The following is a 22,203-nucleotide window of genomic DNA, read 5'->3' as shown; positions in this document are numbered from 1 at the left end:
CACGTGACGAGCGGAGCCACCGTCTGGCTCACCGGTCTGCCGAGCGCGGGCAAGACCACCATCGCCACCGAACTGGCCGGGGCGCTGCGCGCCGGGGGACACCGGGTGGAGGTGCTCGACGGCGACGAGATCCGCGAGTTCGTCTCCGCCGGGCTCGGCTTCAGCCGCGAGGACCGGCACACCAACGTCCAGCGCATCGGCTTCGTCGCCGAACTGCTCGCCCGCAACGGCGTGCTGGTGCTGGTGCCGGTGATCGCGCCCTACGCGGACAGCCGCGAGGCGGTGCGCAAGCGGCACGCCGAGAACGGCACGCCCTATCTGGAGGTGCATGTGGCGACCCCGGTCGAGGTGTGCGGCGAGCGGGACGTGAAGGGGCTGTACGCCCGGCAGGCCGCCGGGGAGCTGACCGGGCTGACCGGTGTGGACGACCCGTACGAGGCGCCCGAGGCGCCGGACCTGCGGATCGAGACCCAGGAGCAGAGCGTGCCGGAGTCCGCGGCCGCGGTGCGCGCGCTGCTCGGCGAGAGGGGACTGGCATGACGACCGTCGCCAAGGTCACGGGCGGCGACGAGGGCACGGACAGCCCGTACGCCCTCTCGCACCTGGACGCGCTGGAGTCCGAGGCGGTGCACATCTTCCGCGAGGTGGCGGGCGAGTTCGAGAACCCGGTGATCCTGTTCTCCGGGGGCAAGGACTCCATCGTCATGCTCCATCTCGCGCTGAAGGCGTTCGCCCCGGCAGCGGTGCCCTTCGCGTTGCTCCATGTGGACACCGGACACAACTTCCCCGAGGTGCTGGAGTACCGGGACCGTGTGGTTGCCGCACATGGGCTGCGGCTCCATGTGGCCTCCGTCCAGGACTACATCGACCGGGGTGTGCTCAAGGAGCGCCCGGACGGCACCCGCAACCCGCTCCAGACGCTGCCGCTGACCGAGAAGATCCGCAGCGCGAAGTTCGACGCGGTCTTCGGCGGCGGCCGCCGGGACGAGGAGAAGGCCCGGGCCAAGGAGCGGGTGTTCTCGCTGCGGGACGAGTTCTCGCAGTGGAACCCGCGCCGCCAGCGCCCGGAGCTGTGGAACCTGTACAACGGCCGGCACGCGCCGGGCGAACACGTCCGGGTCTTCCCGCTGTCCAACTGGACCGAGCTGGACGTGTGGCAGTACATCGCACGCGAGGAGATCGTGCTGCCGGAGATCTACTTCGCGCACGAGCGCGAGGTGTTCCGGCGCGACGGCATGTGGCTGACGGCGGGCGACTGGGGCGGCCCGAGGGACGACGAGTCCGTGGAGCGGCGCCTGATCCGCTACCGGACGGTCGGGGACATGTCCTGCACGGGCGCGGTCGAGTCCGACGCGGCCACGCTGGACGCGGTGATCGCGGAGATCGCCGCCTCCCGGCTGACCGAGCGCGGCGCGACCCGCGCCGACGACCGGCTCTCCGAGGCCGCGATGGAAGACCGCAAGCGGGAGGGGTACTTCTAGCCATGAGCACGATCACGACCGAGGCGCTCTCGGCCACCACCCTGCTGCGGTTCGCCACCGCCGGCTCCGTCGACGACGGCAAGTCCACGCTCGTCGGACGGCTGCTGCACGACTCCAAGTCCGTCCTCGCCGACCAGCTGGAGGCCGTGCAGCGGGTGTCGGTGAGCCGTGGCCAGGAGGCGCCCGACCTGGCGCTGCTCACCGACGGGCTGCGCGCCGAGCGGGAGCAGGGCATCACCATCGACGTGGCGTACCGCTACTTCGCGACCCCGCGCCGCCGGTTCATCCTGGCCGACACGCCGGGCCATGTGGAGTACACCCGCAACATGGTGACCGGCGCGTCCACCGCCGAGCTGACGGTGATCCTGGTCGACGCGCGCAACGGCGTGGTCGAGCAGACCCGCCGGCACGCCGCCATCGCCGCGCTGCTGCGGGTGCCGCACGTGGTGCTGGCCGTGAACAAGATGGACCTGGTGGACTACGCGGAGCCGGTCTTCGCCAAGATCGCCGAGGAGTTCACGGCGTACGCGACCGAGCTGGGCGTGCCCGAGGTGACCGCGATCCCGATCTCGGCGCTGGCCGGGGACAACGTGGTGGAGCCGTCCGCCCGCATGGACTGGTACGGCGGCCCGACCGTCCTGGAGCACCTGGAGACGGTGCCGGTCAGCCACGACCTGGCGCACTGCCACGCCCGTCTCCCGGTGCAGTACGTGATCCGCCCGCAGACCGCCGAGCACCCCGACTACCGGGGCTACGCGGGCCAGATCGCAGCGGGCACCTTCCGGGTGGGCGACGAGGTCGCGGTGCTGCCGTCCGGGCGCACGACCCGGATCGCGGGGATCGATCTGCTCGGGGTGCCGGTGGACGTGGCGTGGACGACGCAGTCGGTGACCGTGCTCCTGGAGGACGACATCGACGTCTCGCGCGGCGATCTGATCGTCCCGGTGAAGGACGCGCCCGAGGTCACGCGGGACGTGGAGGCGACGGTGTGCCATGTCGCGGACCAGCCGCTGACCGTCGGGCACCGGGTGCTGCTCAAGCACGGCACCCGTACGGTCAAGGCGATCGTGAAGGACATCCCGTCCCGGCTCACCCTGGCCGACCTCTCGCTGCACCCGCACCCGGAGCGGCTGGTGGCCAACGACATCGGCCGGGTCACGGTCCGCACGGCCGAGCCGCTGCCGGTGGACTCCTACGCCGACTCGCGCCGTACGGGCTCCTTCATCCTGATCGACCCGAGCGACGGCACCACGCTGACCGCCGGCATGGTCGGCGAGTCGTTCGCGTCCCCGGAGCCCGTCAAGGACGCGGCCGAGGACGAGGGATGGGACTTCTGACATGAACTCTCCCGATTTCTACTCGACGTTCGCGAAGGAGGGCGGCCGCGTCGGCAGCGGCGCCCTCGGCAGCGGGCAGGGCGGGGTCGCGCGATGTGCGCGCTGACGTACGCGCACCGCTCGCGCGCCCTGACCCCCCACCCGGACCCGTCCCGGCACAGACGAAAACCCCATGCCGAACTCCCGGCCACGGACTGACAGTTCCGTGACCGCCGGGCCGACGAGAGGAACAGCCTCCCGTGCCTGCCACTCGCGTACCGCTCCCCCGCCGGGTCCTCCCCGTGCTCGCCGTCCTTCCCCTGGTGGCCCTCGCCGCCTGCGGTTACGGCTCCGAGGCCGCCAAGGACGACTCCGCCCAGAAGGTCGCCGCCGGGGCGAAGAAGATCGACGGTCTCGACACCGTGAAGATCGGCTACTTCGGCAACCTCACCCACGCGACCGCCCTGGTGGGCCGGGACCGGGGTACCTTCCAGAAGGAACTGGGCGCCACCAAGGCCCAGTACGCCACCTTCAACGCGGGCCCCTCCGAGATCGAGGCGCTCAACTCGGGCTCCATCGACATCGGCTGGATCGGCCCGTCCCCCGCGATCAACGGCTGGACCAAGTCCGGCGGCAAGTCCCTGAAGATCGTCGGCGGTTCGGCGTCCGGCGGGGTCAAGCTGGTCGTGAACCCGAAGAAGGTCAAGTCCCTCAAGGACGTCAAGGGCAAGAAGATCGCCACCCCGCAGTTGGGCAACACCCAGGACGTGGCGTTCCTCAACTGGGCGGCGGAGCAGGGCTGGAAGGTCGACGCGCAGAGCGGCAAGGGCGACGTCACCGTGGTCCGCAGCGACAACAAGGTGACCCCGGACGCCTTCAAGAACGGCTCGATCGACGGCGCCTGGGTGCCGGAGCCGACCGCGTCGAAGCTGGTCGCGGAGGGCGGCAAGGTGCTGCTCGACGAGTCCGACCTGTGGCCGGACAAGAAGTTCGTGATCACCAACATCATCGTGTCGCAGAAGTTCCTCAAGGCCCACCCGAAGGCCGTCGAGGCGGTCCTGCGGGCCTCGGTGCGCACCAACAAGTGGATCAACGCCCACCCGGACGAGGCGAAGGCGGCGGCGAACAAGCAGTTGGAGGCCGACTCCGGCAAGGCGCTGCCCGCCGACGTGCTCGACCCGGCCTGGAAGTCGATCCAGGTCACCGACGACCCGCTGGCGGCCACCCTGAACACCGAGGCCGACCACGCGGTCAAGGCGGGTCTGCTGGAGAAGCCCGCCCTCAAGGGGATCTACGACCTGACGATCCTCAACAAGGTCCTGGGCGCCGAGGGCGAGCCCAAGGTCGACGCCGCCGGTCTCGGCACGAGCTGACCCGGAACCCGACGATTCCCAGGAGGTGACGACCATGGCCACCACGCTCGCCAAGGCCGGACCGGCGACCGAGTACGCCGCCCGCCTCGAGCACGTATCGAAGTCCTTCGACGGCCCCGGCGGGCAGCAGCCCGTCCTCGACGACATCAGCCTCGACGTCGCGCCGGGCGAGTTCGTCACCCTCCTGGGAGCCTCGGGCTGCGGCAAGTCCACGCTGCTGAACCTGGTGGCGGGCCTGGACCGGCCCACCACCGGGTCCATCGCGACGGACGGCCGCCCCGCCCTGATGTTCCAGGAGCACGCGCTCTTCCCCTGGCTCACGGCGGGCAAGAACATCGAACTCGCCCTGAAACTGCGGGGCGTCGCGAAGTCCGACCGGCGTACCCGCGCCGAGGAGCTGCTCGGTCTGGTGCGGCTGAACGGCGCGTACGGCAAGCGCGTGCACGAGCTGTCCGGCGGTATGCGCCAGCGGGTGGCGCTCGCCCGTGCGCTGGCGCAGGAGAGCGGTCTGCTGCTGATGGACGAGCCGTTCGCCGCGCTCGACGCCATCACGCGGGACGTGCTGCACGACGAGCTGACCCGCATCTGGGCGGAGACCGGCCTGTCGGTGCTGTTCGTGACGCACAACGTGCGCGAGGCGGTACGGCTCGCGCAGCGCGTGGTGCTGCTGTCCTCACGCCCCGGCCGGGTGGCCCGCGAGTGGACGGTGGACATCCCGCAGCCGCGCCGCATCGAGGACGCCCCCGTGGCGGAGCTGTCCCTGGAGATCACCGAAGTACTGCGGGGGGAGATCAGCCGCCATGGCAGGCACTGAGACCACGACGACCACCCCCGAGCCCACGTCCACCGCCGACGGCGGAGTGGAGGCGGGTCTGGACGCGCTGGAGACGGCGTCCCCCGGCCGGCCGCCGCTGCGCCGGACCCTGACCGCCAAGGTGCTGCCGCCCCTCACCGCGGTGCTGCTGGTCCTGGTGGTGTGGCAGGCGCTGGTGACCTTCAAGGTCGTCGACGACCCGACCAAGCTGCCTCCGCCGTCGGCGGTGTGGCACGTCGTCCAGCACGACTGGCTGGAGGGCAAGCTCCTCGGCTACATCTGGACCAGCGTCTCGCGCGGTCTGCTCGGCTTCCTCCTCGCCCTGGTCATCGGCACCCCGCTGGGGCTGCTGGTGGCGCGGGTGGGCTTCGTCCGGGCGGCCATCGGCCCGATCCTGTCCGGGCTCCAGTCGCTGCCCTCGGTGGCCTGGGTGCCGCCCGCCGTGATGTGGCTGGGCCTGAACAACTCGATGATGTACGCCGTGATCCTGCTCGGCGCGGTCCCCTCCATCGCCAACGGCCTGGTGTCCGGGGTGGACCAGGTGCCCCCGCTGTTCCTGCGGGCGGGCCGCACCATGGGCGCCTCGGGACTGCGCGGTGTCCGGCACGTCCTGCTGCCCGCCGCCCTGCCCGGCTACGTCGCCGGGATGAAGCAGGGCTGGGCGTTCGCGTGGCGCTCGCTCATGGCGGCGGAGATCATCGCGTCCTTCCCCGATCTGGGCGTCGGTCTCGGCCAGTTGCTGGAGAACGGTCGCAACGCCCTCGACATGGCCATGGTGTTCGAGGCCATCCTGCTGATCCTGTTCGTCGGTATCGCGATCGACCTGCTGCTCTTCAGTCCGCTGGAGCGGTGGGTGCTGCGCAGCCGCGGCCTGCTGGTGAAGAGCTGAAGTCCCATGTTCCACACGCCCGTTCTCCTCGTCGTCGCCCACGGCAGCCGCGATCCGCGGCACGCCGCGACCGTCCGCGCGCTGGTCGCGCGAGTCCGTGCGCTGCGGCCCGGTCTGCACGTGGAGACGGGCTTCCTGGACTTCGACGCCCCTTCCGCGAGCGAGGTGCTGGAGTCGCTGGCCGCGCGCGGGGTGCGGGACGTGGTGGCCCAGCCCCTGCTGCTGACCCGCGCCTTCCACGCGAAGGCGGACATCCCGGCCGTCCTGCGGGAGGCACCGCCGGGTCTGCGGATCCGCCAGGCCGAGGTGCTCGGCCCGTCGCCGCTGCTGATCGGGGCGCTGGAGCGCCGTCTGTACGAGGCGGGTGTCCGGCGCGCCGACCGGGCGGCGACCGGGGTGGTACTGGCCTCGGCCGGGTCCTCGGACCCGGAGGCGCTCGCGGTGATCGACGGCATGGCGCGGGAGTGGCGGCGCACCGGCTGGGGGGCCGTGCGGCCGGCGTACGCCTCCGCCGCTCTGCCGCGCACCGAGGACGCGGTCCGGGAGCTGCGCGCGCTCGGCTGCGAGCGGGTCGCGGTCGCGCCGTACGTGCTGGCCCCCGGCTTCCTCCCCGACCGCATCGCGCGGGGTGCGGCCGAGGCGGACGTGCTGGCCGACGTGCTGGGCCCGGCGCCGGAGGTGGCGCGCGTGCTGCTGGAGCGTTACGCCTGGGCGGCCGCCTCGCTCCCGGCGCCGGTGGGGGTCTGAGCGGGCGCCCCGGCGGTCAGAGCTTGAGCCCGTTGATGAGCCGCTGGGTGTAGGTGAGGCTGCCGGTGCCCGCTCCGGCGCCGATGCTGACCGCCTCCAGGGCGGAGCGGATCCGGCCGCGGTTGGGCGGCAGCCCGTCCTCGGCCGAGAGCGCCAGCTCGGCCTGGATCGACTCGCCGTAGCCGACGAGCGCCGGATACTCCGCGTGCAGCGCGGCGGTGAGTCCTTCGGCCAACTCGATCAGGGTCTCCAGTTCGAGCCATCCCCGGGCCGCCGCCTCGTATGCGTACCCGCCGGGCGCGTTGCCGTGCTGGTCGTACGTGCTCAAGACCTGTCCTCACTCCTGATCCGGGACCGTAGGCCGACGGTATCGGGACGGCGGGTGCCCGTGCGGGTTCCGGCCACGGGATCGGGGGCCGGAAACAGGGGAGGAGCAGGCCGGAAACCGATCCCCCCGTCACCGTGCGCCATGTGTCCAGCGGCTTTCGGTGGCCGTTCCCACCTTTCACTCTCGTACCGTGACGCCGGGACGTCGACTATCGGCCAAGTTCATTCCGCAGGCGTGGGGTTGACATCTCGGTCTCTGACGTGCTCGCTCCGACGCGGCCCGCTCACTGCGCCGTCAGCTCCACCAGCTTGCGCACGGTGTTCCAGTTCCGGGAGGTGGCGATCAGCCCCTTGGTGACGCGCGGCCGGGCCAGCACCTCGGCAAGCTTGCTGCGGCCGAGGCCGTCCGGGGCGTAGAGGTACAGGCAGCGGTCGCCGAGGCGGAAGTCCTCGGGGAGGTGAGCGGCTCGGTCGATCCCCGAGAAGCGGTCGGCGGTGACCGGCTCGGAGAAGTAGGTGAGATGGAGCTGCTTGGGGGCGAGTTGGTCCGCCGGGAAGGGACAGGCGTCGGCCACGGCGCTCAGGTAGGCGTGGTCGCGCACGATCACCTCGACCCAGAAGCCGAAGTGTTCGTGGATGGCCTTGCTCAACTCGGCTGCCAGCGTTGCCTCGTCACGGCTCTCGGTGCTGAACACCGCCTGGCCGCTCTGGAGATGGGTCCGTACGCCGTCGTGGCCGAGGCCGGTCAGGAGAGTGCGCAGGTCGGCCATCGGGACCTTCTTGGCGCCCCCGACGTTGATGCCGCGCAGCAGCGCCGCGTAGGTCGTCGTCATCCGCCCACCGTAAAGGGCCGTCGTGCCCCGTGGGGGTGGGCACGACGGCCGTGGACCGGCAGGACCGGTACGTCGGAACTCTCGCGGATCGAGCGGGCCCGGATCAACTCCTACACGCGGCTGTGACTTGTTCAACAAGTTTTCGTCCCCGCAAAGTGGATCTACGAAGGGCGGATCGGACACCGCGTCAGCGCTGGTAGCGGGCGAGAACGAGGTTGCCGTCCCGTTCCAGCCGGCGACGCAGTTCGAAGAGGCTTATCGAACCGGAGTAGTACTCCTGGTAGGCCGGGGTGGCCACCTTGTCCTTCCACTCCGGGTAGCCGCGCACCGACTGCGCCGGGGCGGGCCTGAGGTGGGCGGCGAGGGCGGTGCCGGTGGCCCAGCCGTTCTTCCGGGTGTGCAGGGCGGGGTCCTTCAGGGCCTGGGTGCCGGTGGGCAGCATCCAGTCGCCGAGGGCGAGGCGGACCATGTTGCGCGGGCGCAGCAGGAAGTCGAGGAAGGCGGCCGCCTCCTTCTTGTGCGGGCAGTCGGCGGCGATGGAGAGGGTCTGCGGGCTGACGCCCTGGGTGAGCCCGTCGGCCCCGGCGGGCGCGGGCAGCACCTCCCAGTCGAAGCCCTTGGGGGCCTGGAGTGCGACCTGCTGGCGGTAGGAGAAGCCGAGCGGGACCATGGCGTACTTGCCGCCGAAGAGGCCGGGAAGGGTGTCGGAGCCGCCGCTGCCCAGGGTCGAGGCGGGGGCGCTGTGGTCGACGGCGACCTGGTCGTGGACGGTGCGCGGCACGACGGCGTCACCGGCCCCGAACCGCACGCTCACCTTCCCGTCCGCGCCCCGGTGGAAGAGGCGCCCTCCCGCGGAGAGGGAGAGGTTGAGCGTCGCGGAGACGGGCTCCTTGAGGGGCCAGGCCACGCCGTAGGTGCCGGACCCGCTGAGCTTCTTGGTGACCGCCCTGAACTCCGCCCAGGTCCACGGGTGTTCCGGAGTCGGCACGCGCACCTTTGCCGCACGCAGCCGCTTCGCGTCGGCGATGAGCACCCTCGGCTCCTGGAGGAAGGGCACGCCGTAGAGACCGTCCCCGAAGCGTGCCGTGTCCCAACTGCTCCCCGGGATGTCGGACTTGAGGCGGGAGGACAGCAGTCCGGTGAGGTCCGCGAGGTAGCCGCCGTGGGCGAAGTCGGCCAGGTCGTCGGAGGCGTCGTGGATGACGTCGGGGGCCTCGCCGCCCTCGAAGGAGGTGAGCAACTGGTCGTGGACCGAGTCCCAACTGCCCTGGACGTACTCGACCTTCACGCGGGTGTGACGCGCGTTCCACTCCCGGACCAGTTCCTTCGTGGCGGCCACGGACTCGGGCTGCCAGGCGAGGGACTGGAAGCGCAGCACGATCCCGCCGTCGCCGCCGGACCGGCCGGAGGAGCAGCCCGCGAGCAGCAGGAGGAGCACGACGGCGGCCGCGGCGATCCTGGTACGCGTCGGCATCAGCTCTTCACCGCCCCGGCGAGCAGACCGCCCGAGAGCCGCTTCTGGACCAGCGCGAAGAAGACCAGGGAGGGCAGGGTGGCGAGGAAGGACGCGGCGGCGAGCGGCCCGAGGTCCGCGACGCCCTCGGCGCCGATGAAGTGGGTGAGCACGACCGGCAGGGTCTGTTTGCCGGGGCTCTTGAGCAGGACGAGCGCGAAGAAGAACTCGTTCCAGGCGGTGACGAACGCGAAGAGCGCCGTCGCCACGATGCCCGGCGCGAGCAGCGGCGCCGTCACCGACACCAGCGTCCGCACCCGCCCGGCGCCGTCCACCGCCGCCGCCTCCTCCAGCTCGACCGGCACGGAACGCATCTGCCCGACCAGCAGCCACAGCGCGAACGGCAGCGACCACACCACGTAGACCAGCACGAGCCCGGGCGCCGAGTCGATCAGCCGCACCTTCCTGAGCACCAGGAACAGCGGGATGATCAGCAGCACGAAGGGGAACGCCTGGCTGACCACCACCCATCCGGTGGCCGCGCGGGAGAGCAGCCCGGGGCGCCGGGCGATCACGTACGCCATCGGGGTGGCGATCAGTACGGCGGCGACGGCGGTCGCGAGCGCCACCAGCAGGGAGGTCGACGCCGCGTGCGCCAGTGGCTGTTCGTCCAGGGCGCGGCGGAAGTTGGCCAGGGTGGGATGGCGCGGGATCCAGGTGGGGTGCAGAGAGGCCAGTTCGCGCGGCGGCTTGAAGGCGGTGGAGAGCAGCCAGAGCAGTGGGAAGGCCAGGAAGACCAGATAGGCGAGCAGGGCCGCGTACTGGGCGGCGCGCGCGGCGGGGCGGGTCCTCACCGGTCCTCGCCCCCGCGCAGCCGTCCGGCGAGGAACACCGCGAGCAGGACCGAGATCACCGCGACCATCACGCATCCCATCGCCGCCGCGTAGCCGAACTGGCCATAGCGGAACGCCTCTTCGTAGGCGAACAGCATGGGCAGCCGGGTGCGGCCGCCCGGTCCGCCGCCGGTGAGGACGTAGACCAGGGCGAAGGCGTTGAAGTTCCAGATCAGGTTGAGGGACGTGACGGCGAGGGCGACGGGTCTGAGCGCGGGCCAGGTGACCGCGCGGAAGCGGCGCCAGGCGCCCGCGCCGTCCACCGCGGCCGCCTCGCGCAGTTCGCGGGGCACGTTCTGCAGTCCGGCGAGCAGGGCGACGGTGGTGCGGGGCATCCCGGCCCAGACGCCGACGACGACGACGGCGGGCAGCGCGGTGGTGAGGGTGCCGAGCCAGTCCCGGCCGGCGCCGAGACCGAGGTCGCGCAGCGTCTCGTTGAGGACGCCCGCGTCCGGGTTGTAGACCAGGCGCCACATGACGCCGACGACGACCTCGGGCATGGCCCAGGGGACGATCGCGAGGGCGCGGGCGAGGCGGCGCAGCCGCAGGTCCTGGTCGAGGAGCAGGGCGAGGCCGAGTGCCAGCAGGAACTGGGGGACGGTGACCCCGACGGCCCACAGCAGACCGATGCGGAAGGACTCCCAGAACAGGGTGTCGTGCAGCAGGTCCTGGAAGTTGAGGACGCCGGTCCAGCGGGTGGCGGCGGTGCGGCCGGACTGCGCGTCGGTGAAGGCGAGCAGGATGCCGTAGAGCAACGGGCCGACGCTGAGCACGAGGATCGGGATCAGGGCGGGCAGCACCAGGAACCAGGCGCCGTGGTCGCGGGCGGGCGCGGGGCGCGTGCCCGGCCGTGCGGCCGCCTCGGCCACCGTCGTCATGGCATCAGCCCCCGTCAGCCCCTTTGCCCCCAGGATTGGCGTGTTCATGGTTGCGAAGGGCCGCCATCGCGTCAAGGGACCGCGCACACGGCCCGACCTGTGCGAATGCGAGACTGACCGGAGACCGGGGCGCAGGGCACCCGGCACGGACGTGGGAACGGGACACGGAGGCGGACGATGGACGAGGCGCGGGCGCGGGACGTACTGGCCGCGGCGAAGGTGCTGCCCGGCCCGGCGCGGGACGCGCGGCTCCTCGCCCTCGGCGAGAACGCCGTCTTCGCGTCCGGCGACCTCGTGGTCAAGGTCGGCCGGGACGAGAGCCTGCTGGAGCGCGCCAGGCGCGAGCTGGCCGTCGCGGGCTGGCTGGCCGGGGAGCGCGTGCCGGCGGTGCGCGCGGCCGAGCCCGAGCCGCTGCTCGTGGAAGGCCACCCGGTGACCGTGTGGCACCGGCTGCCCGACGCCGTACGCCCGGCCGAGCCCGAGGATCTGGCGCGGCTGCTGCGGATCGTGCACGCGCTGCCCGCGCCGCCCATCGCGCTGCCGCCCCGCGAGCTGCTGGGCGGGGTGGAGCGCTGGCTGCGGCTCGCGGGCGACGCGATCGACCCGGCGGACGCGGAGTATCTGCGGGCGCGGCGCGACGGCTTCGCCCCGGCGGCGGCCGCGCTGACGCCGCGTCTGACGCCCGGGCCGATCCACGGCGACGCCCTGCCGCGCAATGTGCACATCGGCCCCGACGGACCGGTCCTGGTCGACCTGGAGACCTTCTCCGCCGACCTGCGCGAGCACGACCTCGTGGTGATGGCCCTCTCCCGCGACCGCTACGGCCTGCCCGCCGGGAAGTACGACGCCTTCACGGAGGCGTACGGCTGGGACGTGCGCGCGTGGGAGGGCTGCTCGGTGCTGCGCGGAGCCCGTGAGACCGCGAGCTGCGCCTGGGTGGCCCAGCACGCGCCCGCCAACCCCAAGGCGCTGGCGGAGTTCGAGCGCCGGGTGGCGTCGCTGCGGGACGGGGACGAGTCGGTGCGCTGGTACCCCTTCTGAGCCCGGGGCTCCAGCAGGCGTCTCAGACCCGCTCCGCCGCCAGTTCCCGCACCGGCCAGGTCCCGTCCACCACGGCCTCCGGGTCGCCCTTGCGGCGCAGGAATCTCTGGAAGTCGGCCGCCCAGGCCGCGTACCACTCGATCTGGCGCCGGTGCAGCTCGGCCGGGCCGAGCGCGGCGATCTTCGGGTGCCGCTCGGCTATCGCCACGGCGAGCCGGGCGGCGGCGAGGGCATCGGCCGAGGCGTCGTGGGCGGCGGTGAGGACTATGCCGTACTCGGCGCAGACCGCCTCCAGGTTGCGCTTGCCGCGGCGGTAGCGGTCCACCCAGCGGTCGATCGTGTACGGGTCGACCACCGGGCCCAGGGGCTCGCCCCCGAGCCGCTCGGACAGCGACGGCAGACCGTGGCGGCGCAGTTCGGCCGAGAGCAGGGTGAGGTCGAAGGCGGCGTTGTAGGCGACGACCGGGGCACCGGACTGCCAGGAGGAGACGAGGGCGGACGCGACGGCGTCGGCGACCTCGTCGGCCGGACGCCCCTCGGCGGTCGCGCGCTCGTTGGTGACGCCGTGCACGGCGACCGCGTCCGCCGGGATCTCCACGCCCGGGTCCGCGAGCCATTCCCGGTGGCCGAGGAGTTCGCCCGCGCCGACCTCCAGGACGGAGGCCGTGACGATGCGTGCCTCCTGCGGGTCGGTTCCGGTCGTCTCCAGGTCGAAAGCGGTCAGCGTCTGCCGGTGCCAGGTCATGGGTGGTCCCCCTTTTCGTGGTGGTGCGTTCCCCCAGTGGCCTCCACCATGGCACGCGGCACTGACAGCCCGGGGTGGGCCCCCGCCCCACGAGGGGACGATTCAGGACACCGGGCGCGAATCTGCCCAAGCCAGGTCGAATTCCTCGCGATAGGTGGGAAAGAGACCGGCTTCGCCCACCTGGTCCGGGCGGACCACCCGGCTGCCACCCCGCAGCACCAGCACCGGCGACTCCATGCCGCGCGCCCCGCGCAGGTAGGACTGCACCACGGCGACCCCGTCCGCGCCGTCGCCGTCCACCAGGTAGGCGGTGAAGCGCGGTGTCTCGTCGTACACCTGGATCTCGAAGGCGCCGGGGTCGCGCAGCCGGGAGCGGACCCGGCGCATGTGCAGGATGTTCATCTCGACCGAGCGGCTCAACTCGCCGCGCTTCATGCCGAGTTCCCGCTCACGACGCTTGACCGCGCTGGAGGCCGGGTTGAGGAAGAGCAGCCGTACCCGGCAGCCGGTCTCCGCGAGCCGGACCAGGCGGCGTCCGGAGAAGTTCTGCACGAGCAGGTTGAGCCCGATGCCGATGGCGTCCAGGCGGCGGGCCCCGCCGAAGAGGTCCTCGGCCGGGAACTGCCGCATCAGCCGCACCCGGTCGGGGTGGACGGCCACCACGTCCGCGTACCGGTCGCCGACCAGGTCCTCGACCGCGTCCACCCGGAGGCGGCCCGCCGAGGGCACGTCGCCGCCCGCGCCGAGCAGTTCGAGGAGCCGGGCCGAGGCGCGCTCCGCCTGACCGAGGACCGCCTCGGACAGGGCGCGGTTGCGGGAGACGACGTTGCGCGTCACCTCCAGCTCGTCCAGGGCGAGTTCGAGGTCGCGGCGTTCGTCGAAGTACGGCTCGAAGCAGGGCCAGTGCTGCACCATCAGCTCGCGCAACTGGGGCAACGTCAGGAAACTGAGCACGTTGTCGTCGGCCGGGTCGAGCAAGTAGCCCTTGCGGCGGCTGACTTCACGCACCGCGACGGCCCGCTGCACCCATTCCTGTCCGGCGGGTCCGGCGGCGGCCACCACCCAGTCGTCGCCGTGGACGGGCTCGTAGACCGGGCGCAGCACGGCGGCCACGACGGCGCGCAGCCGCTGTTCGACGAGGTTCAGCCAGATGTAGGCCCGGCCGGCCCGCTGGGCGCGGGTACGCACCTCCAGCCAGGCGCTCGCGTCCCAGTCCAGTTCCGGTCCGATCGACCCCGCGTCCATCGGCCGTGCCAGGGACACCGCGCCGGGCGGGACGTCCGTGGAGCTCCCCTCGTGACCCTCGCCACCAGGGGGCAGCTCCAGCCCTCCCGACCCCACCCTGCACCGCCTTCCGTCCCCCGGACCTTCCCCGTCCCAACGATCAAGGAAGGGTACTCCGGGAGCGGTGGGCGGTGCAGCCGGATGGACAGGTCGGTTTCCCAACTTCCGGTCGGGCAGTGGCCGTTCCGCGCGGCGCGGGTGGCGGGAGTGAGCGGATTCATAGCGGTGAACGCGCCGCGGCGGGCGCGTCCGCGCAGGTGCGGGCGCTGCCGGAGCGTCCTCGCGCCGGGGGCGACACGACGGAAACCCGTGTTGACCCCGGACCGTTTCCCGGCCGATATCCGACCGGCTCGCAACCGAGGCGCCATGGGAGCGCCAGACGGGGTAGTCCTCTGAGGGTTCCTCACTTTCGGGGAGACTCGCCGCCGACGCGCCCCCAGCGGGGCCGCCCACCTGAAAGAGTCGTGTCCATGCAGGTCTGGCCTGGAGAGGCGTATCCACTCGGTGCCACCTATGACGGCGCCGGAACCAACTTCGCGGTCTTCACGGAGGCCGCGGACCGAGTAGAGCTGTGTCTGCTGCACGACGACGGCTCCGAGACGGCGGTGGAACTGCGGGAGAGCGACGCGTTCGTGCGGCACGCGTACGTCCCCGGCATCATGCCGGGCCAGCGCTACGGCTTCCGTGTCCACGGTCCCTACGAGCCCGAGCGCGGGCTGCGCTGCAACTCGGCCAAGCTGCTGCTCGACCCGTACGCCAAGGCGGTCAGCGGGGCGGTCCGGTGGGGCGAGGAGGTGTACGGCTATCACTTCGACGCCCCCGACCAGCGCAACGACCTCGACTCGGCGCCGCACACCATGGCCTCGGTGGTGATCAACCCGTACTTCGACTGGGGCGACGACCGTCCGCCGCGCACCGACTACCACCACACGGTGATCTACGAGGCCCACGTCAAGGGCCTGACCATGCGGCACCCCGGTCTGCCGGAGGAACTGCGCGGCACCTACGCGGCCCTCGCCCACCCGGCGATCATCGAGCATCTGACCAGGCTCGGGGTGACGGCCCTGGAGCTGATGCCGGTCCACCAGTTCGTCAACGACCACCGCCTGGCCGACATGGGCCTGACCAACTACTGGGGTTACAACACCATCGGCTTCTTCGCCCCGCACAACGCCTACGCCTCCTGGGGCGACCGGGGCCAGCAGGTCCTGGAGTTCAAGTCGGCGGTGCGGGCGCTGCACGAGGCGGGCATCGAGGTGATCCTCGACGTGGTCTACAACCACACCGCCGAGGGCAACCACCTGGGACCGACCCTGTCGTTCAAGGGCATCGACAACCCCTCGTACTACCGGCTGACCGAGGACCCGCGCTACTACATGGACACCACGGGCACCGGCAACTCCCTGCTGATGCGCTCCCCGCACGTGCTCCAGCTCATCATGGACTCGCTGCGGTACTGGGTGACCGAGATGCACGTCGACGGCTTCCGCTTCGACCTCGCGGCGACCCTGGCCCGGCAGTTCCACGAGGTGGACCGGCTGTCGTCGTTCTTCGACCTGGTGCAGCAGGACCCGGTGGTCTCCCAGGTGAAACTGATCGCCGAGCCCTGGGACGTGGGCGAGGGCGGCTACCAGGTGGGCAACTTCCCGCCGCTGTGGACGGAGTGGAACGGCAAGTACCGCGACACAGTAAGGGACTTGTGGCGGGGTGAGCCGCGCGCGCTCGCGGAGTTCGGCTCCCGGCTCACCGGTTCCTCCGACCTCTACCAGGACGACGGCCGCCGCCCGCTGGCGTCGGTCAACTTCGTCACCTGTCACGACGGTTTCACCCTGCACGACCTGGTGTCGTACAACGAGAAGCACAACGCGGCCAACGGCGAGGACAACCGGGACGGCGAGAGCCACAACCGGTCCTGGAACTGCGGGGCGGAGGGCGACACCGACGACCCTCAGGTGCGCGAACTGCGCGCCCGGCAGATGCGGAACTTCCTCGCGACACTGATGCTGTCCCAGGGCGTGCCCATGATCAGCCACGGCGACGAGTTCGCCCGCACCCAGCGCGGCAACAACAACGCCTACTGCCAGGACAACGAGCTGTCCTGGGTGGACTGGTCCGACGACGGCGGCCAACTCCTGGAATTCGCGCGGGCGATGGTGTGGCTGCGGCGCGACCACCCAGTGTTCCGGCGGCGCCGCTTCTTCCACGGCCGCCCGGTGGAGGGCACCCACGACGAGCTGTCGGACGTCGCCTGGTTCACCCCCGAGGGCGAGGAGATGACCCAGCGGGACTGGGACTCGGCGCCCGCGTCCGCGCTGACCGTGTTCCTCAACGGCAACGCGATCTCCGAGCCGGGGCCGCGGGGGGAGCGGATCTCGGACGACTCGTTCCTGCTGATGTTCAACGCCTCCCCCGAGCCGCTGGACTTCCTGGTCCCCGCCGACCACGGCCGGCAGTGGCAGGTGGTGGTCGACACCGCCCGGCCGGAGGGGGTGCCGCCGAACACGGGTCCGAAGGTGGCGGGCGGCGAGCGGATCACCCTGCCGGACCGGAGCATGACCGTGCTGCAACGGCCCGCCTGAGGGGACCAGGGCGGTCCGCGCGGGCGCATGGCCGGTCCGCGCGGGTCGCCGCTGGTCCGTACGGGGACCGGTGACACGAAACCGGGCACACGGGGTACGTAGCACTGCATGACTGCTGCCGCGCGACCCCGGCCGGGCGTGCCCACGGCCACCTACCGACTCCAGCTCCAGCCCTCGTTCCCGTTCGCCGCAGCCGAGGCGGCCGTCCCCCATGTGGCGGAACTCGGCGTCTCCCATCTGCATCTCTCCCCGGTCCTGGAGGCCGTGCCGGGGTCCGCCCACGGATACGACGTGGTGGACCCCGGGCGCGTGCGCGAGGAGCTGGGCGGCGAGGCCGGGCTCCGCTCGCTCGCGCACACCGCGCGGGAGCACGGGCTCGGCCTGGTGGTGGACATCGTGCCCAACCACATGGCGATGGCCCCCCGGCACAACCGCGCCCTGTGGGAGGTGCTGCGCGAGGGCCCCGAGTCGCCGTACGCCCGCTGGTTCGACATCGACTGGGAGGTGCGCGGCAACCGCCTGCTGCTGCCCGTGCTGGGCGGCCCGGTCGGCGGCGAGCGGCAGCATCTGGTCGCCGACGGCGACGTGCTGCGCTACCACGACCACGTCTTCCCGCTCCGCGCGGGCACCGAGCACCTTCCGCTGCCGGAGCTGCTCGACGCGCAGTGGTACCGCCCGGTGTGGTGGCGGCTGGCCCGCACCGAGCTGAACTACCGCCGGTTCTTCAGCATCTCGGAGCTGATCGGGGTCCGCGTGGAGGACCCCGAGGTGTTCGACGCGACCCACGGCACGATCCTGCGGCTGCTCGACGAGGGCGTGATCGACGGGCTGCGCGTGGACCACCCGGACGGCCTCGCGGACCCGGACGCCTATCTGGCGCGGCTGCACGAGGCGACCGGCGGGCGCTGGACCGTGGTCGAGAAGATCCTCGCCGACGGCGAACGGCTGCCCTCCTCCTGGCCCGTCGCGGGCACCACCGGCTACGACGCCCTCCGCCACGTCGACGGCCTCTTCACCGATCCCGCCGGAGCCGGTGAACTCCTCGACCACTACCGTGCGTTCGCGATCCCGCAGGCCGACCGGGGCGGCGACTGGGACGCCACCGTGCGCCGGGCCGCCTACAAGGTGCTCACCCACGAGCTGGCCGCCGAGACCGACCGTCTCACCCGCGCCGCCGTCCGCCTCTGCGCCGCCTCCCCCGACCTCGCCCTGCGCGACCGCGCCCCCTGGGCCCTGCGCACGGCCCTGGAGGAACTCCTCGTCCGGCTGCGTGTCTACCGCCCGTACGCCTCCGAGGACGCCACCGCCGTGATCACGAGGGAGGCGGCCGCCGAGGCCCGGCGCGCCTTCGCCGTGGCCGAGGAGGCCGAGGCGGTGGACGTCGTACGGGCGCTGCTGACCGGCGAGGACGACGGCTCGGTCCCCGAACTCACCAAGTTCCGCACCCGGTTCGCCCAGACCGCGTCGGCGCTGCGCGCCAAGTCCGTGGAGGACACGGCCTTCTACCGCTATGTGCCGCTGCTGTCGGTGAACGAGGTCGGCGGCGATCCGGGCCGGCCGGGTGTCTCCCCGGCGGAGTTCCACGCGTACTGTGCGCGCCTGGCCTCCGACTGGCCGGACACCGGCACGGTCGTCACCACGCACGACACCAAGCGCAGCGCCGACGTACGGGCAGCGCTCGCGGTGCTGAGCGAGTGCCCGGGCCGCTGGGCCGCCCTCCTCGCGGACCTGGCCCGCTCCGGCGACCAGGCCCCCGACGGTCAACTCGCCTGGTCCGCCTGGCAGACGGTGTTCGGCCTGGGCCCGGCGGAGGAGGAACGCGTCCGCGAGTACCTCCTGAAGCACGTGCGCGAGGCGGGGCTGTACACGAGCTGGACGGAACGCGAGGCGCCCTACGAGGAGGCGGTCACCGCCTTCGTCTCGGCGGGCCCCTGCGGGCCGCCCGGCGAACGCGTCGCGGCCCTGCGCAAGGCCCTGGACCCCCACATCCGCGCCAACGTCCTCGCCACCGCGCTGGTCCATCTGACGATGCCGGGCGTCCCGGACGTCTACCAGGGCACGGAGGCGGAGTACCGGGCCCTGGTCGACCCGGACAACCGCCGCCCGGCCGCCTTCCCCGCGGAGCTCCCAGGCGAGAAGGGCGCCCTGACGACGGCGGCCCTGCGGCTGCGCGGCCGCCGCCCGGACGCCTTCGGCGGCACGGGCACGTACGCCCCGCTGACCGCCGAGGGCCCGGCCGCCGGCCACTGCCTGGCCTTCTCCCGCTCCGGCGAGGTGATCACGGTGGTGACCCGGCTGTCCCTCCGCCTGGCCGAGTCCGGCGGCTGGCGGCAGACGACCCTCTCCCTGCCCCCGGGCCGCTGGCGGGACGTCCTCACGCCGGACCGGGAGTTCAAGGGCTGCGTACCGGTGGCGGACCTCCTCGGCCCGCTGCCGGTGGCGCTGCTGGAGCGGGCCGAGGACGGAGACGCGGAAGGTCCTTGAGGAGGTCCCGTGGCCGGCGGGTCACGCGTCCAGCGCGAACACCTCACCCGTCTGCGCGGACATGACGCACCCGTTGGAGAAGGTGTGGGTGTACTCGACCCGGTGGCCGTGCCAGAAGCCGGAGGCGTGGGCGGTCACCGGGGCGTAGAGCATCGTGCAGAAGACGTCCTTCGGCGGGATGCGGCCGACGTCGCCTCCTGCGGCGGCGAGCTGGGCACAGGCCTGCGCCGCGTGGGCGATGCCCCGGGGCGGGTCGCACAGCAGGAGGGCGTGGCGGGAGCCGGGCGCCAGGGTCTCGCCCTGGCTGACGGTGAGGTGGAGCCAGTCGCCGGGCAGGGCGGGGCGGGGGGTGGCGGAGACCGGGGAGGCCGCGAGGAGGCCGAGGGCGGCCGTCAGGGCACCGGCCGCCGCTGTCGCACGGGTGAGAGGGGTCATGCCCGGTGCATCGGCACGGCCGGGCGGGTTCCGCAGCGGGGATCACCCGAACGGGAGACGCGGGCACCCGGAGGGGAACACCGGTTCGGTAAGGAGGTGCCCGGCTCGAGAACGCCGGTCCGCGCGCCCTCAGCTCGCCGAGAGGCGGTACATGACCTTCCCGAAGCCGACCTGGTCACCGTCGCGCACCACCGTCGCGCCGAGCACCCGCTGGCCGTTGACCGTGGTGCCGTTGGTGGAGCCGAGGTCGCGCAGGACCCACAGGCCGCCCTGGTGGCGGAGTTCGGCGTGGACGCGGGAGACGGTGTCGTGGTTGAGGCGGAGCCCGTTGGCCGGGTCGCGGCCGATGCGCAGGGGGTGGCCGTGCCCGGGGTGGGGCAGCAGGAGCTTGGGCAGCCGCTCGGCCTGCCAGGCCCTGCGGAGCCGTACGGTGAAGCCGGAGACGGCCTCCACGGTGCCGAACAGGGCGCGGGCGAAGCCGTTTCCGCCCGGCAGGTCGGCGGTGACGGCGGCGAGTTCGGCGTGGCTGCGCGCGGCGAGGACCAGCTCCATGCGCTGCAGGAAGGTGTCGTGTGACATCCGGCCCAGGGCGGCGCCCTCGCGCAGGACCCGCAGCACCTTGTCGCGCTCCGCGTCGGAGATCCGCGCGGCGCGGACAGGGAACTCGAAGGACGACGTCACGCTGCTGATTGTCGGTCAGGCGGCCCGTGGTGTCCAGATCGGGAGCTCCGTGCCCGGCGCGCGCGGGCGGGCTCGTGCGCACTTTCGCGACACCCGCCCGGAAAGCCCTGATCCGACGGCGGATTGATCGCTTTCGCGGCACGATGGACGGACTACCTCACGAGGAGCAGACGAAGGGGAACCGTCCGTGCAGTTCGAGGTGTGGGCACCACAGGCAGAACGGGTCACGCTCCGGTGCGGAGAGGCTCGGCAGACGCTGGCGCGCGATCCGGGGCGCGCGGGATGGTGGAGGGGGGAGGCGGACGCGGCGGACGGCACCCGGTACGGCTTCGCGCTGGACGACGGACCGGAGCTGCCCGATCCCCGCGCGCGCCGCCTGCCGGACGGCCCGGACGGGCTCGGCGCGGTCGTGGACCACGACCGCTACCGGTGGCGGACCCCCTGGACGGGACGCGGGCTGCCGGGCGCGGTGCTCTACGAGCTGCACGTCGGCACCTACACCCCCGAGGGCACCCTCGACGCGGCGGCGGACCGCCTCCCCCATCTCGCAGAACTCGGCGTCACGCACGTGGAGTTGATGCCCTTGTCCTCGTTCCCCGGTGTCCATGGCTGGGGTTACGACGGCGTGGCGCCCTGGGCGGTGCACGAGCCGTACGGCGGCCCCGAGTCGCTGAAGCGGTTCGTGGACCTGGCGCACGAGCTGGGTCTCGGTGTCGTCCTGGACGTCGTGCACAACCACTTGGGCCCGTCGGGCAACCATCTCCCCGCGTTCGGGCCGTACTTCACCGACACCCATCAGACGCCGTGGGGCGCGGCGGTGAACCTGGACGCGCCGGGCTCGGACGAGGTGCGCGCGTACTTCCGGGACAGCGCGCTGGCATGGCTGCGGGACTACCGCCTCGACGGGCTGCGGCTGGACGCCGTGCACGCGCTGCACGACACCCGCGCCCGGCACTTCCTGGAGGAGCTGTCGGAGTCGGTGGACGCGCTGGCCGCCGAGGTGGGCCGGCCGCTGTTCCTGATCGCCGAGTCCGACCTGAACGACCCCCGGTACATCACCCCGCGCGCCGCGAACGGCCTCGGTCTGCACGCCCAGTGGAACGACGACTTCCATCACGCCCTGCACACCGCGCTGACCGGTGAGTCCCAGGGCTACTACGAGGACTTCGCGGCCGCGCCGTTCGCCGCGCTCGCCAAGACGCTGACCGGTGGTTACTTCCACGACGGCACGTACTCCACCTTCCGGGGCCGTCGGCACGGCCGCCCGCTGGACCGCGCCCGCCTCGGCGGACACCGGCTGCTCGGCTACGCCCAGACCCACGACCAGATCGGCAACCGCGCGCAGGGCGACCGGCTTTCGGCCCAGCTCTCCCCCGGTCTGGTGGCCTGCGCGGCGACGCTGACGCTCACCGCGCCGTTCACGCCGATGCTGTTCATGGGCGAGGAGTGGGCGGCGGCCACGCCCTGGCAGTACTTCACCGACCACACCGATCCCGAGCTGGCCGAGGCCGTACGGCGGGGCAGGCGGCGGGAGTTCGCGGCGCACGGCTGGTCCGAGGACGAGGTGCCCGACCCGCAGGACCCGGCGACCAGGGAACGGTCCTGCCTGGACTGGTCGGAGCCGGAGCAGCCGGCACACGCCCGCGTCCTCGACTGGTACCGGCGGCTGATCGCGATCCGCCACGAGTACCCCGACCTCACGAGTCCCGGTCTCGCGGGCACCAACGTGGCCTACGACGAGGACGCCCGCTGGCTGGCGTTCCGGCGCGGGGACGTACGGGTGGCGGTGAACCTGGGCAAGGAGCCGGTGTCCGTCCCGCTCGGCAGCGGGCGCATGGAGGTCCTCGCCGCGTGGGACGAGGTGGAGGCGCCGGGAGAGGACGGGCGGCTGCGGGTGCCGGGCGAGTCCTGCGTGGTGCTGACACGGGTCTGAACGAACCGGTCCCACCG

General features: G+C 72.5%; 20 protein-coding genes. 11 read left to right on the top strand and 9 right to left on the bottom strand.

Annotated elements, in window-relative coordinates; all coding sequences use genetic code 11:
- Positions 1 to 3 precede the first annotated feature (3 nt).
- From cysC to ACWEEU_RS04685, 7 genes are all read left to right on the top strand, one after another.
- Positions 4 to 540, top strand: a complete 537-nt coding sequence (cysC, locus tag ACWEEU_RS04715) for an adenylyl-sulfate kinase (protein WP_385740457.1) — start codon at positions 4 to 6, stop codon at positions 538 to 540.
- Positions 537 to 1,481, top strand: coding sequence for a sulfate adenylyltransferase subunit CysD (cysD, locus tag ACWEEU_RS04710; RefSeq protein ID WP_385740460.1), 945 nt, complete (start codon positions 537 to 539; stop codon positions 1,479 to 1,481). Before cysC ends, cysD begins: the two co-directional genes overlap by 4 nt.
- A gap of 2 nt (positions 1,482 to 1,483) precedes the next feature.
- Positions 1,484 to 2,818, top strand: coding sequence for a sulfate adenylyltransferase subunit 1 (locus ACWEEU_RS04705; protein ID WP_451728445.1), 1,335 nt, complete (start codon positions 1,484 to 1,486; stop codon positions 2,816 to 2,818).
- Positions 2,819 to 3,057: 239 nt separating this feature from the next.
- On the top strand, positions 3,058 to 4,170 hold the full coding sequence (locus tag ACWEEU_RS04700; RefSeq protein WP_385740466.1) for an aliphatic sulfonate ABC transporter substrate-binding protein: 1,113 nt from the start codon (positions 3,058 to 3,060) through the stop codon (positions 4,168 to 4,170).
- Between the two features lie 34 nt (positions 4,171 to 4,204).
- Entirely contained in the window at positions 4,205 to 4,984 is a 780-nt protein-coding gene (locus ACWEEU_RS04695) for an ABC transporter ATP-binding protein (RefSeq protein WP_385740469.1), read from the top strand.
- Positions 4,971 to 5,873, top strand: a complete 903-nt coding sequence (locus ACWEEU_RS04690) for an ABC transporter permease (RefSeq protein ID WP_385740472.1) — start codon at positions 4,971 to 4,973, stop codon at positions 5,871 to 5,873. Before ACWEEU_RS04695 ends, ACWEEU_RS04690 begins: the two co-directional genes overlap by 14 nt.
- A gap of 6 nt (positions 5,874 to 5,879) precedes the next feature.
- Positions 5,880 to 6,620 (top strand): sirohydrochlorin chelatase, encoded by a 741-nt coding sequence (locus tag ACWEEU_RS04685; RefSeq protein ID WP_385740475.1) that lies wholly within the window; start codon positions 5,880 to 5,882, stop codon positions 6,618 to 6,620.
- 16 nt (positions 6,621 to 6,636) lie between these two features.
- Here ACWEEU_RS04685 and ACWEEU_RS04680 read toward each other — a convergent pair whose 3' ends face one another.
- The 5 genes from ACWEEU_RS04680 to ACWEEU_RS04660 form a co-directional block, all read right to left on the bottom strand.
- Positions 6,637 to 6,948 carry a hypothetical protein gene (locus ACWEEU_RS04680; protein WP_385740478.1) on the bottom strand — a complete coding sequence of 104 codons (312 nt, stop codon included), beginning with the start codon at positions 6,946 to 6,948 and terminating at the stop codon, positions 6,637 to 6,639.
- Positions 6,949 to 7,231: 283 nt separating this feature from the next.
- Complete coding sequence (locus ACWEEU_RS04675; RefSeq protein WP_385740481.1) at positions 7,232 to 7,780, bottom strand: DUF1697 domain-containing protein; 549 nt, start codon at positions 7,778 to 7,780, stop codon at positions 7,232 to 7,234.
- A 187-nt stretch (positions 7,781 to 7,967) separates the two neighbouring features.
- A complete protein-coding gene (locus ACWEEU_RS04670) occupies positions 7,968 to 9,254 on the bottom strand; it encodes an ABC transporter substrate-binding protein (protein ID WP_451728439.1) in 1,287 nt (428 codons plus the stop codon).
- Positions 9,254 to 10,087, bottom strand: coding sequence for a carbohydrate ABC transporter permease (locus ACWEEU_RS04665; protein ID WP_451728436.1), 834 nt, complete (start codon positions 10,085 to 10,087; stop codon positions 9,254 to 9,256). Before ACWEEU_RS04665 ends, ACWEEU_RS04670 begins: the two co-directional genes overlap by 1 nt.
- Positions 10,084 to 11,004, bottom strand: a complete 921-nt coding sequence (locus ACWEEU_RS04660) for a carbohydrate ABC transporter permease (protein WP_451728433.1) — start codon at positions 11,002 to 11,004, stop codon at positions 10,084 to 10,086. Before ACWEEU_RS04660 ends, ACWEEU_RS04665 begins: the two co-directional genes overlap by 4 nt.
- Positions 11,005 to 11,181: 177 nt before the next feature.
- Here ACWEEU_RS04660 and ACWEEU_RS04655 point away from each other — a divergent pair, with 177 nt between their 5' ends.
- On the top strand, positions 11,182 to 12,045 hold the full coding sequence (locus ACWEEU_RS04655; RefSeq protein ID WP_451728430.1) for a phosphotransferase enzyme family protein: 864 nt from the start codon (positions 11,182 to 11,184) through the stop codon (positions 12,043 to 12,045).
- A gap of 22 nt (positions 12,046 to 12,067) precedes the next feature.
- Here ACWEEU_RS04655 and ACWEEU_RS04650 read toward each other — a convergent pair whose 3' ends face one another.
- Together ACWEEU_RS04650 and ACWEEU_RS04645 are read right to left on the bottom strand one after the other, a co-directional pair.
- On the bottom strand, positions 12,068 to 12,790 hold the full coding sequence (locus ACWEEU_RS04650) for an exonuclease domain-containing protein (RefSeq protein ID WP_451728427.1): 723 nt from the start codon (positions 12,788 to 12,790) through the stop codon (positions 12,068 to 12,070).
- 102 nt (positions 12,791 to 12,892) lie between these two features.
- Complete coding sequence (locus ACWEEU_RS04645) at positions 12,893 to 14,131, bottom strand: SAV2148 family HEPN domain-containing protein (RefSeq protein ID WP_451728424.1); 1,239 nt, start codon at positions 14,129 to 14,131, stop codon at positions 12,893 to 12,895.
- 413 nt (positions 14,132 to 14,544) lie between these two features.
- Here ACWEEU_RS04645 and glgX point away from each other — a divergent pair, with 413 nt between their 5' ends.
- Together glgX and treY are read left to right on the top strand one after the other, a co-directional pair.
- Entirely contained in the window at positions 14,545 to 16,653 is a 2,109-nt protein-coding gene (glgX, locus tag ACWEEU_RS04640; protein WP_385740504.1) for a glycogen debranching protein GlgX, read from the top strand.
- Between the two features lie 108 nt (positions 16,654 to 16,761).
- Positions 16,762 to 19,137, top strand: coding sequence for a malto-oligosyltrehalose synthase (gene treY / locus ACWEEU_RS04635; RefSeq protein WP_451728420.1), 2,376 nt, complete (start codon positions 16,762 to 16,764; stop codon positions 19,135 to 19,137).
- 21 nt (positions 19,138 to 19,158) lie between these two features.
- On the opposite strand, the gene ACWEEU_RS04630 is transcribed toward treY, so the two are convergent.
- Positions 19,159 to 19,572 (bottom strand): SSI family serine proteinase inhibitor, encoded by a 414-nt coding sequence (locus ACWEEU_RS04630; protein ID WP_451728417.1) that lies wholly within the window; start codon positions 19,570 to 19,572, stop codon positions 19,159 to 19,161.
- 129 nt (positions 19,573 to 19,701) lie between these two features.
- Positions 19,702 to 20,253, bottom strand: coding sequence for an FHA domain-containing protein (locus tag ACWEEU_RS04625; protein WP_451728414.1), 552 nt, complete (start codon positions 20,251 to 20,253; stop codon positions 19,702 to 19,704).
- Between the two features lie 187 nt (positions 20,254 to 20,440).
- Between ACWEEU_RS04625 and treZ the strand changes: the two genes are divergently transcribed.
- A complete protein-coding gene (treZ, locus tag ACWEEU_RS04620; protein ID WP_451728411.1) occupies positions 20,441 to 22,186 on the top strand; it encodes a malto-oligosyltrehalose trehalohydrolase in 1,746 nt (581 codons plus the stop codon).
- Positions 22,187 to 22,203 lie beyond the last annotated feature (17 nt).

It is taken from the genome of Streptomyces sp. NPDC005004 (genome assembly GCF_053600675.1).
Note: the sequence above shows the minus strand (reverse complement) of the source record. Positions and strands in the feature narration are given on the sequence as shown.

Coding starts and splice junctions, on each gene's coding strand:
- ACWEEU_RS04655 (WP_451728430.1), top strand. CDS start 11,182: ATGGACGAGGCGCGGGCGCGGGACGTACTGGCCGCGGCGAAGGTGCTG.
- ACWEEU_RS04660 (WP_451728433.1), bottom strand. CDS start 11,004: ATGACGACGGTGGCCGAGGCGGCCGCACGGCCGGGCACGCGCCCCGCG.
- ACWEEU_RS04670 (WP_451728439.1), bottom strand. CDS start 9,254: ATGCCGACGCGTACCAGGATCGCCGCGGCCGCCGTCGTGCTCCTCCTG.
- ACWEEU_RS04675 (WP_385740481.1), bottom strand. CDS start 7,780: ATGACGACGACCTACGCGGCGCTGCTGCGCGGCATCAACGTCGGGGGC.
- ACWEEU_RS04695 (WP_385740469.1), top strand. CDS start 4,205: ATGGCCACCACGCTCGCCAAGGCCGGACCGGCGACCGAGTACGCCGCC.
- glgX (WP_385740504.1), top strand. CDS start 14,545: ATGCAGGTCTGGCCTGGAGAGGCGTATCCACTCGGTGCCACCTATGAC.
- ACWEEU_RS04705 (WP_451728445.1), top strand. CDS start 1,484: ATGAGCACGATCACGACCGAGGCGCTCTCGGCCACCACCCTGCTGCGG.
- treY (WP_451728420.1), top strand. CDS start 16,762: ATGACTGCTGCCGCGCGACCCCGGCCGGGCGTGCCCACGGCCACCTAC.
- ACWEEU_RS04650 (WP_451728427.1), bottom strand. CDS start 12,790: ATGACCTGGCACCGGCAGACGCTGACCGCTTTCGACCTGGAGACGACC.
- ACWEEU_RS04630 (WP_451728417.1), bottom strand. CDS start 19,572: ATGACCCCTCTCACCCGTGCGACAGCGGCGGCCGGTGCCCTGACGGCC.
- cysD (WP_385740460.1), top strand. CDS start 537: ATGACGACCGTCGCCAAGGTCACGGGCGGCGACGAGGGCACGGACAGC.
- ACWEEU_RS04685 (WP_385740475.1), top strand. CDS start 5,880: ATGTTCCACACGCCCGTTCTCCTCGTCGTCGCCCACGGCAGCCGCGAT.
- ACWEEU_RS04690 (WP_385740472.1), top strand. CDS start 4,971: ATGGCAGGCACTGAGACCACGACGACCACCCCCGAGCCCACGTCCACC.